Source organism: Variovorax paradoxus, assembly GCF_022009635.1.
Classification (GTDB): domain Bacteria; phylum Pseudomonadota; class Gammaproteobacteria; order Burkholderiales; family Burkholderiaceae_C; genus Variovorax.
The window spans coordinates 4,369,478-4,382,019 of record NZ_CP091716.1 but is presented as its reverse complement, the minus strand read 5'-3'; the positions used below and the strand labels follow the sequence as shown (position 1 = coordinate 4,382,019).

The following is a 12,542-nucleotide window of genomic DNA, read 5'->3' as shown; positions in this document are numbered from 1 at the left end:
TTCTTCCTTCTGTAATGACGCTCAAGCTCGCCATCGCGCAACTCAATTTTGTGGTGGGCGACCTCGCCGGCAACGCGAAAAAGATCGTCGATGCCGCGCGCGAGGCCTATTCGCAAGGCGCGCGCCTGCTGCTGACACCCGAACTTTCCATTGCCGGCTATGCGGCGGAAGACCTGTTCCTGCGGCCCGCCTTCACCGAAGCCTGCGATGATGCCGTGAAAGGCATTGCCGCCGCTCTGGCCGACCTCAAAGACATGGTCGTGGTGGTGGGGCATCCGACGGGCGGAAGCCTGCGCAGCCGCTCGGTGGCGGTGCAGCTTCGGCACAACGCGGCGAGCGTCATCAAGGAAGGCCGAATCCTCGAGACCTACGCCAAGCGCGAGCTGCCCAACTACCAGGTGTTCGACGAGCGCCGGTATTTCACGCCAGGGCAGGGCACTTGCGTGTTCGAGGCGGGCGGCGTCTCTGTCGGCCTGTTGATCTGCGAGGACGCCTGGTTCGACCAGCCGGCCGAACTGGCCCGCGAAAGTGGCGCCGAGGTACTGGCGGTGATCAACGCCTCGCCGTACCACGTGGGCAAGGAAGGCGAGCGCGTGGCGCGCATGGCCGAGCGGGCGCGTGCCGTGGGGTTGCCGCTGGTCTACGCCCATCTGGTGGGCGGGCAGGACGAAGTGGTGTTCGACGGGGCTTCTTTCGCGCTGCAGGCCGACGGCACCACCGTCATGCAGGCCGAGAGCTTTCGGGAGAAGCTGGTCTTCGCGCAACTGGAGCGCGCACCGCAGGGCGGTGTGGGCTTCGTCGCCGAGGCCGGAGCCATTGCCGCGCCGCGTGACGCCGAGGCGCAGCTTTGGGACGCGCTGGTGCTCGGCGTGCGCGACTACATCGGCAAGAACGGTTTTCCGGGCGCTATCCTCGGGCTTTCGGGCGGCATCGATTCCGCCCTGGTGCTCGCCATCGCGGTCGACGCATTGGGCAAGGACAAGGTTCGCGCGGTGATGATGCCTTCGCCCTACACGGCCGACATCAGCTGGATCGACGCGCGCGACATGGCGGGCCGGCTGGGCGTGCGCTACGACGAGATCTCGATCCGTCACACCTTCGAGTCGTTCAAGGGTGCGCTGGCCGAAGAGTTCAAGGGCCGGCCCGAGGACACGGCCGAAGAGAACATTCAGGCACGCATTCGCGGCACGCTGCTGATGGGGCTGTCGAACAAGTTCGGCTCCATCGTGCTCACCACTGGCAACAAGAGCGAAATGGCCACCGGCTACTGCACGCTCTACGGCGACATGGCGGGCGGTTTCGCGGTCATCAAGGATCTGCTGAAGACCACGGTGTTCGCACTGGCGCGCTGGCGCAACGCCCACGACCCCTACGGCATGGGCGCAGAGCCCATTCCCGAGCGGATCATCACGCGCCCGCCCAGCGCCGAACTGCGGCCCGACCAGACCGACCAGGACAGCCTCCCGCCCTACGACATCCTCGACGGAATCCTGGCACGCTACATGCAGGACGATGAAGGCATCGACGAGATCATCGCCGCGGGCTACGAACGCGCGGTGGTCGAGCGGGTTGCGCGGCTCATCAGGATCAACGAATACAAGCGGCGCCAGGCGCCGGTAGGCATCCGGGTCACCCATCGAAGCTTCGGCAAGGATTGGCGTTACCCTATCACCAGCAAATTCAACGAAACCGCCGGAGCGCAAAAACCATGAAGCAGATCACCGCCATCGTCAAACCCTTCAAGCTCGAGGACGTGCGCGAGGCCTTGGCCGAAGTGGGCGTTACCGGCCTGACCGTGACCGAGGTCAAGGGCTTCGGCCGCCAGAAGGGGCACACCGAGCTGTACCGCGGCGCCGAGTACGTGGTCGACTTCCTGCCCAAGATGAAGGTCGAAGTCGTCGTCAACGAGGGCGACGTGGAGCGCTGCATCGAGGCCATCGTTAATTCCGCGCGCACCGGGAAGATCGGCGACGGCAAGATCTTCGTGACCGAGGTGGAGCGCATCGTGCGCATCCGCACTGGCGAAGAAAACGAAAACGCGGTCTGAAGCAAAAAAGCCTCCGGTAACGGAGGCTTTTTCCGGGCAGGCGGGCGTCAGAGGTTTTCCGACAGCCTGTCTTCCCGCGGATGGAGCGGCACTTCGGCGCGCAACGCTGCCAGAAGCTCGGGCACCTCGGTGCCGGTGCGAATCAGCTCCATCTGCCATTCGCCCATGAAGCCTTCACGCACGCTGTGGGCCAGGAAGCCCAGCAGGCCGTCGTAGTAGCCGGCGGTGTTCAGGATGCCGGTCGGCTTGTCGTGGTAGCCGAGCTGGCGCCAGGTCCAGATCTCGAAGAGTTCCTCGAAAGTGCCGATGCCGCCCGGAAGGGCGACGAAGGCGTCGGCTCGTTCGCCCATCATTGCCTTGCGCTCGTGCATGGTGTCGACCACGTGAAGTTCGTCGCAGAGCGAGTTGGCCAGTTCCTTGTCGACAAGCGCCTTGGGAATGATGCCGACCACGCGCCCTCCGGCGAGGCGGGTGGCCTCGGCCACGGTGCCCATCAAGCCGGTACGGCCGCCACCGTAGACCAATTGGCCGCCGTGCTTGCCGATCCACTGGCCGACCGCTTGCGCGGCCTGGGAAAACTCGGGGCGCTCGCCGGGGCGCGAGCCGCAATACACACAGATCGAAAATTCAGGATTCATCCTGCCATCATGCCGCAGCCGGCATGCCCGCTCATGACAGGAAGCGTTGCCAGAGCGCCGCGGCCCAGATGCCGCCGCACAGTGTGAGCGACAGCAGCACGGCCGCGCTGCCCATGTCCTTGGCACGCTTGGAGAGGTCGTGCCACTCGGGCCCGATGCGGTCGATGGCGGCTTCGACGGCGGTGTTGAGCAGTTCCACGATCATCACCAGGAGCGCGCTGCCCGCGAGCAGGGCCACTTCGACCCAGCTGCTGCCGAGCCAGAACGACGCCGGGATCATGAAGATCGACAGGATGGCTTCCTGGCGGAAAGCGGGCTCGCTCCAGCCGGCGCGAAGGCCGTGCAGCGAAATCAGCGTGGCGTGCCAGACGCGCTCGAAGCCCTTGCGGGCCTTTTGCGGATTGACGGCGGGATCGGGAAGATTGGGCAAGGCACTCATCGGCGGCTCATCGGCTTGGAGGTGATGAGCCGCGTACCGGCCCAGGCGTCGTGCCAAAACTGGCGGTCGGGGTGAAAGCGTGCAAGCAGGGCCCAGATGGCGACCCAGCCGAAGATCAGGAGGGTCGATTCGCCGCCCGAGAGCTTGAAGGGGGCGAGGGTAGCCAGCGGCGGCAGGAACCAGATCCAGCTCAGCAGGTAGCGCGCGAGAGCGCGGCGTTGGCTGATGGGCTGGCCGTGCAGGTCGACGATACGGATATTCCAGGTTTTCATGGCAAGCGTCTGGCCCTTGGTCCAGAACCAGACGAAGTACACGCCAAAAACTACGAAGAGGAAAGCCTGGAACAGGTGGCGCCGCGAATCCATGGCGTCGCGCATCTGCCCCAGCGTGCTGAAGAGCCAGCCCGAGACGAACACGACCGCGAACAGCAGCATGCCTTCATAGAGCCAGCAGGCCATCCGGCGCCACAGGCCGGGCACTGTCGAGACGGGAGCGCTGCTTGCGGTGGGGACGGGCGAGGCCGGGTGATCGGATCCCGAAACTTCGGGAGAGCTGGAAACCATCGAGGCCCTTGTGGTCAGGGAGAGGTGGTCGCCGGTTCGGCCGAGACCGACGAGGGGGGCGGTACTTGCGCCTCGGCCGGGACCGGCGGAGCCGAGACACTGGCGGGCGGCGGCGGTGCAGCGGGGGTGACCACGACAGCCGGCGTTGTCGAAGGCGCGCGCTCTGGCGGAGTGGCGACCATCAGGGTAGCGGGAGGCGAAGCCGGAGCAGGCGGCGGTGTCAGCAGGATCCTGGGGGTGTGCTGCGCACCGGGCGTGACCGCAGGCACCGGCACGAGCTTTTGGGCGGAGACTGGCCGAATCGGAATCGCAGCCCCACGCGGCTTGGGGGGCGCACGCTCGGCCAGCTTGCGCTTCTGTTCTTCGCTCAACGCCTGGTATTGCTCCCACTTGGCCTTGCGCTCGTCAGCTGGAATGCGCTTGACTTCGGCAAAGTTCAGGCGAGCCTGAGTGCGTTGCTGGTTGCTCAGTGCGGCCCACTCGATCATGCGGCTGTGCAGGGTCGTCTTGTCCTCGGCCGACATTTCCGCGTAGTTGTGCGACAGCGCCAGCCACTTGCGTTTTTGCCCGGCGTTCAGGGTGTTCCAGTGGGGGCTCAGTGGCGTGAGAGCTTGCTGCTGCCCAGGCGTGAGCTCGCTCCAGAGCGGCTTGGTCGTCGAGACGGCCTTGGGGCTGCTGGTGCCCGCGGTGTTTGCGGCGTTTTCGGCGCGGGGCTGCGCGCCAGCGGCCGACAGGCCGAAGGCAGCGACCGCAAGCGCGCTCGCCCAAGCGACTGCGCCCGCCTGGAGCGGGCGCAGGGGGCGGGAGGTATTCGCGCTGGGAGAGGGGCGGCGTCGCATTCGGTCAGTGAAAAGTTCAGTCGGAGGCGCTGTCGGCCTTCAGGAATTGAGCAAAACCGGGGTCGGTATAGGCGGCGGGCGGGAGATCGCCGGTAAGGAGCGCGGAATCCACTTCGGCCAGTTCGCTGGCGCGGTCGTCGTCCTGCATTACGCTGATGGTGATGAGGCCGGCCACGAGCGCGATGAGCGGCACCACCGAGCCGATGCGGGTCCACCAGCTGCCACCGAGCATCGCCGTGTGGCCCGACTGCACCACCACGGGTGCGGTTCGCAATTGCGGGGGCAGCTTGCGCGCCGCCACGGCCTGTGCGCGTGCCACGCGGAGCCGTTCGCCGATGTCGTGCGACAGCTCCTTGTTGCCGGCCGAGAGGCGGGCAGCAAGTCGTTGGCCAAACTCGTCTTCGGCGGTGAATGAGGAGGGTGGAACCTTAGTATTCATAGCGATATTCCCTTGGCTTTGAGCGCCTTGCTCAGAGCGTGAACGGCTCGCGAGCAATGGGTTTTGACGCTGCCTTCGGAACAGCCCATCGCTGCGGCCGTCTCCGCGACGTCCATTTCCTCCCAGTAACGCATCAGGAAAGCCTCGCGTTGACGGCCCGGCAGTGCTGCGATCTGTTCCTCGATTTCGTGGAAGACCTGGGCGCGGCGGGTGGTGTCTTCGGCGCTCTCCGATTCCCTAGAGTCGGTCGGCGAGACGAAGTTCTCCAGCAGATCGAAATCGCCGTCGTCGTCGACAGAATCGAAGTCGCTGAGGTTGGAGAACAGGGCGCGGCGGGTCTTCTGGCGGCGGAACCAGTCGAGGGTGCAATTCGACAGGATGCGCTGGAACAGCATCGGCAGCTCGTTGGCCGGCTTGTCGCCGTAATGCTGGGCCAGCTTCATCATGCTGTCCTGCACGATATCGAGCGCCGCTTCTTCATCCCGCACGTGGTAGACCGAGCGCTTGAAAGCGCGTCGTTCGACGCTTTTCAGGAAGTCGGAGAGTTCTAGTTCAGTGGCCAAGCGAGAGGGGGCGCAGGTCGCGCCGCGTGGGAAATGGGGGTCTAGCGATCGCGTATGTTTACCGCCGCGGATTATGCCTTTGTCGCTTTACACAAGTGCTGAAGCGAATCTGAACGTCCGGAAATGCCATAATCCGGCCTGCAAGTCAAAAGGCAAACGGGTCACGGTCCGGCGGAACATCAGTCCGCTCATGGCTTTGGCCTCAAGTCCTGGCGCGACCTCACAAGGGTTGGCAAGGGGCACCCAAGGTATTTCGTTCCCGAAATAAACAAAGGTTGATCATGGAAATCTCCAAGGCGGAAATCATCTCCGCAGCCGCCGCGTCCTCGAGCGCCGGCAACGCCACGCAAGAACTCATGGGCGCTGAGGTGCTGGTCAAGGCACTGCAGGCCGAAGGCGTTCAGTACGTCTGGGGCTACCCTGGTGGCGCCGTTCTCTACATCTACGACGCGTTCTACAAGCAGGACACCATCCAGCACGTGCTGGTGCGGCACGAGCAGGCAGCCGTGCACGCGGCCGATGGCTATGCGCGCGCGACCGGCGAAGTCGGCGTGGCGCTGGTCACTTCCGGTCCCGGCCTGACCAACGCGGTCACCGGCATCGCGACGGCGTACATGGATTCCATCCCGATGGTGATCATCTCGGGTCAGGTGCCGACGGCCGCCATCGGCCTCGACGCCTTCCAGGAATGCGACACGGTCGGCATCACCCGCCCCATCGTCAAGCACAACTTCCTCGTCAAGGATCCCAAGGATCTGGCCATGACGATGAAAAAGGCCTTCCACATCGCGCGCAGTGGCCGCCCCGGCCCTGTGGTGGTGGACGTGCCGAAGGACGTTTCCTTCAAGAAGGTTCCTTACGCAGGCTATCCCGACAAGGTCGAGATGCGCTCGTACAACCCGGTGCGCAAGGGCCACGGCGGACAGATCCGCAAGGCGCTGCAACTGCTGCTGGCGGCCAAGCGCCCCTACATCTACACCGGCGGCGGCGTGCTGCTGGGCAATGCCACGAACGAACTGCGCACGCTCGTCGACATGCTCGGCTACCCGGTCACGAACACGCTGATGGGCCTGGGCGCCTATCCGGCCAGCGACCGCAAGTTCCTGGGCATGCTGGGCATGCACGGCACCATCGAAGCCAACAACGCGATGCAGAACTGCGACGTGCTGCTGGCGGTGGGCGCTCGTTTCGACGACCGCGTCATCGGCAACCCCAAGCACTTCGCGCAGAACGAGCGCAAGATCATCCATATCGACATCGACCCTTCGAGCATCTCGAAGCGCGTGAAGGTCGACATCCCGATCGTCGGCGACGTGAAGGACGTGCTCACCGAGCTGATCTCGATGATCCGCGAGAGCACCGCCAAGCCCGACGCCGGCGCGCTGGCCGACTGGTGGAAGACCATCGAGGCCTGGCGCTCGCGCGACTGCCTCAAGTACGACCGCGGCAACAAGGACGTGATCAAGCCGCAGTACGTGGTCGAGACCCTCTGGAACATGACCAAGGACGCCGACGCGTACATCACGTCGGACGTGGGCCAGCACCAGATGTGGGCCGCCCAGTACTACCGCTTCGACGAGCCGCGCCGCTGGATCAACTCCGGCGGCCTGGGCACCATGGGCGTGGGCATTCCCTACGCCATGGGCATCAAGCTCGCCAAGCCCGATTCGGAAGTGTTCACCATCACCGGCGAAGGCTCGGTGCAGATGTGCATCCAGGAACTCTCCACCTGCCTGCAGTACAACACGCCGATCAAGATCTGCTCGCTCAACAACCGCTACCTGGGCATGGTGCGCCAGTGGCAGGAGATCGAATACTCCGGCCGCTACAGCCACAGCTACATGGATGCACTGCCGAACTTCGTGAAGCTCGCCGAGGCCTACGGCCACGTCGGCATGCTGATCGAGCGTCCACAAGACGTGGAGCCCGCGCTGCGCGAAGCACGCAAGCTCAAGGACCGCACGGTGTTCATGGACTTCCGCACCGACCCCACTGAAAACGTGTTCCCGATGGTGAAGGCCGGCATGGGCATCACCGAAATGCTGTTGGGTTCCGAAGATCTCTGATCCGCGGAACATTCGCTCAACTCTTTACTGACGAATCTATTGCCCGCCGAGCCCGCGCATTACCGTGCACGGGGGAGGGCGGCGAAAAGAGGAGTCACGCAAACATGAAACACATCATTGCAGTGCTGCTGGAAAACGAGCCGGGTGCTCTTTCCCGCGTGGTGGGCCTGTTCTCGGCCCGTGGCTACAACATCGAATCGCTGACCGTCGCGCCGACCGAGGACTCGAGCCTCTCGCGCATGACCATCGTCACGACCGGTTCCGACGACGTGATCGAGCAGATCACCAAGCACCTGAACCGCCTGATCGAAGTGGTGAAGGTCGTCGACCTGACCGAAGGCGCCTACACCGAGCGCGAGCTCATGATGGTGAAGGTGCGCGCGGTCGGCAAGGAGCGCGAGGAAATGATGCGCATGGCGGAAATCTTCCGCGGCCGCATCATCGATGTGACCGACAAGAGCTACACCATCGAACTCACCGGCGACCACGGCAAGAACGACGCTTTCCTCGAAGCGATCGAGCGTAGCGCTATCCTCGAAACTGTCCGCACCGGTGCCAGCGGCATCGGGCGCGGTGAGCGCATCCTGCGCGTGTAGGGGGTGCAGATCCCCTCAGTTTCATCGTTTCATCGACACATGAGGAGAACGTGATGCAAGACTTGCTGGGATTCGACAAGATGGTGACGCCCATCATCATCCGGATACTGTATTTCCTTGGATTGCTGGCTGTGCTCGCAATGACCGCGACGGCGCTGTTCCAGGGACGCATCCTGGTCGCCATCGGGGTCCTGGTTTTCGGCGCGATCATCGTTCGCGTCTACAGCGAATTGCTGATCCTGCTGTTCCGCATTCACGACAACCTCGTGTCCATCAATCAGCAAATGAAGGCCCGGAATTCTTCCGGCCCACTGTGAGTGAACGCATCCCCGCCCTTGGGGATGCCCGAGATTAAATAGGAAAGACGCATATGAAGGTTTATTACGACAAGGACGCGGACCTCAGCCTCATCAAGGGCAAGACGGTCGCCATCATCGGTTACGGCTCGCAAGGTCATGCGCACGCGCAGAACCTGAACGACAGCGGCGTCAAGGTCGTGGTCGGCCTGCGCAAGGGCGGCGCCTCGTGGCCAAAGGTCGAAAAGGCCGGCCTGAAGGTCGCTGAAGTCGCCGACGCCGTGAAGGCCGCCGACGTCGTCATGATCCTGCTGCCCGACGAGCAGATCGCCAACGTCTACAAGAACGACGTGGCTCCGAACATCAAGGAAGGCGCTTCGCTGGTCTTCGCGCACGGCTTCAACGTGCACTACGGCTTCGTGCAGCCGCGCGCCGACCTCGACGTGTGGATGGTCGCTCCCAAGGCCCCGGGCCACACCGTGCGCAGCACGTACGCCCAAGGCGGCGGCGTGCCCCACCTCGTGGCCGTGCACCAGGACAAGACCGGCAAGGCACGTGACCTCGCGCTGAGCTACGCCACCGCCAACGGCGGCGGCAAGGCCGGCATCATCGAGACCAACTTCCGCGAAGAAACCGAGACCGACCTGTTCGGCGAACAAGCGGTTCTGTGCGGCGGTACGGTCGAGCTGATCAAGGCCGGTTTCGAAACGCTGGTGGAAGCCGGCTACGCGCCCGAAATGGCGTACTTCGAATGCCTGCACGAGCTGAAGCTGATCGTCGACCTGATCTATGAAGGCGGCATCGCCAACATGAACTACTCGATCTCGAACAACGCCGAATACGGCGAGTACGTCACCGGCCCGCGCGTCGTGACCGAAGAGACCAAGAAGGTCATGAAGCAAGTGCTCAAGGACATCCAGACCGGCGAATACGCCAAGAGCTTCGTGCTGGAAAACGCCGCCGGCGCTCCCACGCTGATCAGCCGCCGCCGCCTGAATTCCGAGCATCAGATCGAAGTCGTCGGCGAAAAGCTGCGTGCGATGATGCCCTGGATCAAGAAGAACAAGCTGGTCGACCAGACCCGCAACTGATCTTCCGGCTAAGAGGCGCTTCGGCGCCTTTTCCCGAGGGCCACCCGTCGCGGTGGCCCTTTTGTTTGAAGGGGGTCGAAGAGGTCCCCTGAACTACACTGCGAGCCATGCGATTCACAGATCAAGAAGCTATCGATTGGATAGCTGTACGTGCTGTGCCCATGAGGGACGGAGGCAATTTCAATGCATGACGATACGGTTCCCGACGACGTGCAGCCGCGCAAACGTCGCAAGGGCATCTACATCCTGCCGAACCTGTTCACGCTGGCGGCGTTGTTCGGCGGTTTCTATTCGGTCGTGATGGCCATGAACGCGCGCTTCGACCTCGCGGCACTCGGCGTGTTCGCCGCGATGGTGCTTGACAGCCTTGACGGGCGCGTGGCCCGCATGACCAACACGCAAAGCGCGTTCGGCGAGCAGATGGATTCGCTGTCCGACATGGTGTCGTTCGGCGCGGCGCCTGCGCTCATTGCCTACGAATGGTCACTCAAGGGGCTGGGGCGTTGGGGCTGGATCGCTGCCTTCGTTTACTGCGCCTGCGCGGCGCTGCGGCTGGCTCGCTTCAACGTGAACACAGGCGTGGTCGACAAGCGCTGGTTTCAGGGGCTGCCGTCTCCGGCCGCAGCTGCTCTTGTGGCCGGCTTCATCTGGGTGGTGAACGAATGGGGCAAGCGTGGCGGCGACGTGCTGTATCTCTCGTGGACGCAGATCACCTGGGTCACGTTCGCGTTCACGCTGTACGCGGGCCTCACGATGGTCACGAACGCGCCGTTCTACAGCTTCAAGGACATCCAGATGAAGAAGAGCGTGCCCTTCGTGGTGATCGTTCTCATCGCGCTGGGCATTGCGGTCATCAACATCAATCCGCCGACGGTGCTCTTCGGCCTGTTCGTCGCCTACGGCCTGAGCGGCTACGTGGTCTACGCATGGCGCAAGGCCAAGGGCCAGCCGGCGAGCGTGATCAGTACCTCGACGGAAGAGCCCGACGAGCGGGGACTGCACAACTGAGGCTCGTGCAGGCCTTCCCAGGCCCGCGCAGGCTGTGCTACATTCGAAACCCTCATGACCAAGATTTCGCTGCTGGCCCTACTAGCCCTCCCTCACGGGCGGAGACGGTAGCGCACGCGCAAATCCCTCACCACGGCCCGTTCGCACCAGCAACGGGCCGTTTGTTTTTGGGGTTGCTGGTCGATTACTAACCATTACAGAGAAATCGACATGCTCAAGCAACCTCAAAGCAAATACCGCGCATTCGCCCCGATCGGCCTCAAGGACCGTACCTGGCCCGATGCCGTGCTGACCAAGGCGCCCATCTGGCTGTCGACCGACCTGCGTGATGGCAACCAGGCGCTGGTCGAGCCCATGGACATCGCGCGCAAGATGCGCATGTTCGAAACCCTCGTGGCCATCGGCTTCAAGGAAATCGAAGTCGGCTTCCCCTCGGCGTCGCAGATCGAATTCGACTTCGTGCGCAAGCTCATCGAGGAAGACCGCATCCCCGAAGACGTGACGATCCAGGTGCTGACGCAGGCACGCGACCACCTCATTGCGCGCACCTTCGAATCGCTGCAAGGCGCGCCGCGCGCCATCGTGCACCTCTACAACGCCGTGGCGCCAGTGATGCGCCGCGTGGTGCTCGGCATGAACGAAGACCAGATCGTCGAGCTCGCGACTACCCACGCACGCATGTTCAACGAGTTCGCAGCGAAGCAGCCGAACACGCAATGGACCTTCCAGTACTCGCCTGAAATGTTCTCGGGCACCGACGTGGCGTTCTCCAAGCGCGTAGTCGATGCGGTGACGGAGGTGTGGGCGCCGACGCCGCAGCGCAAGTGCATCGTCAACCTGCCGACGACCGTGGAGCATTCGACGCCGAATATCTTCGCGGACATGATCGAGTGGATGCACCGCAACCTCGAGCGCCGCGACTCCATCGTGCTGTGCGTGCATCCGCATAACGACCGCGGCACAGGCACCGCGGCCGGCGAACTGGCTCTCATGGCCGGTGCGGAGCGGATCGAAGGCTGTCTCTTCGGCAACGGCGAGCGCACCGGCAACCTCGACTTGGTGAACGTCGCGCTCAACCTCTACACGCAAGGCGTTTCGCCCGAGCTCGATTTCTCCAACATCGACGAGATTCGCGCCACGGTCGAGCATTGCAATCAGATTCCGGTGCACCCGCGCCACCCGTACGTCGGCGATCTGGTCTACACCTCGTTCTCGGGCTCGCACCAGGACGCGATCAAGAAGGCCTTCGCCGCGCGCAAGGACGGCGACATCTGGGACATGCCCTACCTCCCCATCGACCCGAAGGACGTGGGCCGCAGCTACGAAGCCGTGATCCGCGTGAACAGCCAGTCCGGCAAGGGCGGCATGGCCTACCTGCTCGAAAGCGAATACGGCATCGAGATGCCGCGCCGCCTGCAGATGGAATTCATGCAGGTCGTGCAGCGCGTGATGGACGTGGCCGGCAAGGAGCTCACCGCCGCCGACCTCTGGGACCTGTTCGTGCGCGAGTACGGCATCGAGACCGCGCAATCGCTGCAGCACCGCGTGATCGAGGAAGAAGGCGAGGGCGCCAGCGCTTCCGTGGTCCTGCGTGGCGACCTGCCGTGGGACGGCGAAGTGCATGCCATCGAGGGCCGGGGCAACGGCCCGATCGACGCCTTCACTCAGGCGCTGAGCAAGGCCACCGGCCACACCGTGCGCGTGATGGACTACCACCAGCATGCGATCGGCGCCGGTGCCGATGCGAAGTCGGTGGCCTACCTGGAACTGCGCGTGGATGAAAGCCAGACGCTGTTCGGCGTGGGCATCGACGCGAACGTGATCTCCGCGTCGCTGAAAGCGATTGTTTCGGGCGTACAGCGTTCGCGGGCCCGGGGCGCGCACAGCGCACAATCGGTGGTCGAAATCGCCTGACGTTGCCGCACGGAAAGATCCGCGCCGGGCTCGGCAGGTGGGA

14 protein-coding genes are annotated in these 12,542 nt (G+C 63.9%); 8 read left to right on the top strand and 6 right to left on the bottom strand.

The genetic code is table 11. From position 1 onward, the window contains the following. Positions 1-14: 14 nt before the first annotated feature. Positions 15-1,712, top strand: a complete 1,698-nt coding sequence (locus L3V85_RS20280; RefSeq protein WP_237674520.1) for an NAD+ synthase — start codon at positions 15-17, stop codon at positions 1,710-1,712. Beyond that, a complete protein-coding gene (locus tag L3V85_RS20275; protein WP_126746480.1) occupies positions 1,709-2,047 on the top strand; it encodes a P-II family nitrogen regulator in 339 nt (112 codons plus the stop codon). Before L3V85_RS20280 ends, L3V85_RS20275 begins: the two co-directional genes overlap by 4 nt. Positions 2,048-2,094: 47 nt before the next feature. Here the strand turns inward: L3V85_RS20275 and L3V85_RS20270 are convergent, their stop codons facing one another. Genes L3V85_RS20270 through L3V85_RS20245 form a run of 6 tightly spaced genes read right to left on the bottom strand, consistent with a single transcriptional unit; the run spans position 2,095 to position 5,528 of the window. Further along, positions 2,095-2,685, bottom strand: coding sequence for a TIGR00730 family Rossman fold protein (locus L3V85_RS20270; RefSeq protein ID WP_237674519.1), 591 nt, complete (start codon positions 2,683-2,685; stop codon positions 2,095-2,097). 31 nt (positions 2,686-2,716) lie between these two features. After that, positions 2,717-3,124 carry a diacylglycerol kinase gene (locus L3V85_RS20265; protein ID WP_237674518.1) on the bottom strand — a complete coding sequence of 136 codons (408 nt, stop codon included), beginning with the start codon at positions 3,122-3,124 and terminating at the stop codon, positions 2,717-2,719. Then, positions 3,121-3,687 (bottom strand): RDD family protein, encoded by a 567-nt coding sequence (locus L3V85_RS20260; RefSeq protein ID WP_237674517.1) that lies wholly within the window; start codon positions 3,685-3,687, stop codon positions 3,121-3,123. Before L3V85_RS20260 ends, L3V85_RS20265 begins: the two co-directional genes overlap by 4 nt. A gap of 14 nt (positions 3,688-3,701) precedes the next feature. Beyond that, positions 3,702-4,526, bottom strand: a complete 825-nt coding sequence (locus L3V85_RS20255; protein WP_237674516.1) for a DUF3106 domain-containing protein — start codon at positions 4,524-4,526, stop codon at positions 3,702-3,704. A 16-nt stretch (positions 4,527-4,542) separates the two neighbouring features. Further along, the gene (locus tag L3V85_RS20250; protein WP_237674515.1) at positions 4,543-4,965 is read right to left on the bottom strand and encodes a DUF3619 family protein; all 423 of its coding nucleotides are present in this window, start codon (positions 4,963-4,965) and stop codon (positions 4,543-4,545) included. Beyond that, positions 4,962-5,528, bottom strand: a complete 567-nt coding sequence (locus tag L3V85_RS20245; RefSeq protein WP_237674514.1) for an RNA polymerase sigma factor — start codon at positions 5,526-5,528, stop codon at positions 4,962-4,964. The genes L3V85_RS20250 and L3V85_RS20245 overlap by 4 nt, the downstream gene beginning before the upstream one ends. Positions 5,529-5,809: 281 nt before the next feature. On the opposite strand from L3V85_RS20245, the gene L3V85_RS20240 reads away from it, so the two are divergent. The 6 genes from L3V85_RS20240 to leuA all read left to right on the top strand — a co-directional run bounded on the left by L3V85_RS20240 (position 5,810) and on the right by leuA (position 12,499). Next, positions 5,810-7,594 (top strand): acetolactate synthase 3 catalytic subunit, encoded by a 1,785-nt coding sequence (locus L3V85_RS20240; protein WP_237674513.1) that lies wholly within the window; start codon positions 5,810-5,812, stop codon positions 7,592-7,594. A gap of 104 nt (positions 7,595-7,698) precedes the next feature. After that, positions 7,699-8,190 (top strand): acetolactate synthase small subunit, encoded by a 492-nt coding sequence (ilvN, locus tag L3V85_RS20235; RefSeq protein ID WP_081266310.1) that lies wholly within the window; start codon positions 7,699-7,701, stop codon positions 8,188-8,190. Positions 8,191-8,243: 53 nt separating this feature from the next. Further along, positions 8,244-8,507 carry a DUF4282 domain-containing protein gene (locus L3V85_RS20230; protein WP_198083982.1) on the top strand — a complete coding sequence of 88 codons (264 nt, stop codon included), beginning with the start codon at positions 8,244-8,246 and terminating at the stop codon, positions 8,505-8,507. A 53-nt stretch (positions 8,508-8,560) separates the two neighbouring features. Beyond that, positions 8,561-9,577 (top strand): ketol-acid reductoisomerase, encoded by a 1,017-nt coding sequence (ilvC, locus tag L3V85_RS20225; RefSeq protein WP_237674512.1) that lies wholly within the window; start codon positions 8,561-8,563, stop codon positions 9,575-9,577. Positions 9,578-9,760: 183 nt separating this feature from the next. Next, on the top strand, positions 9,761-10,585 hold the full coding sequence (gene pssA / locus L3V85_RS20220) for a CDP-diacylglycerol--serine O-phosphatidyltransferase (protein ID WP_237674511.1): 825 nt from the start codon (positions 9,761-9,763) through the stop codon (positions 10,583-10,585). 210 nt (positions 10,586-10,795) lie between these two features. After that, positions 10,796-12,499, top strand: a complete 1,704-nt coding sequence (leuA, locus tag L3V85_RS20215) for a 2-isopropylmalate synthase (protein WP_237674510.1) — start codon at positions 10,796-10,798, stop codon at positions 12,497-12,499. Positions 12,500-12,542: the final 43 nt, after the last annotated feature.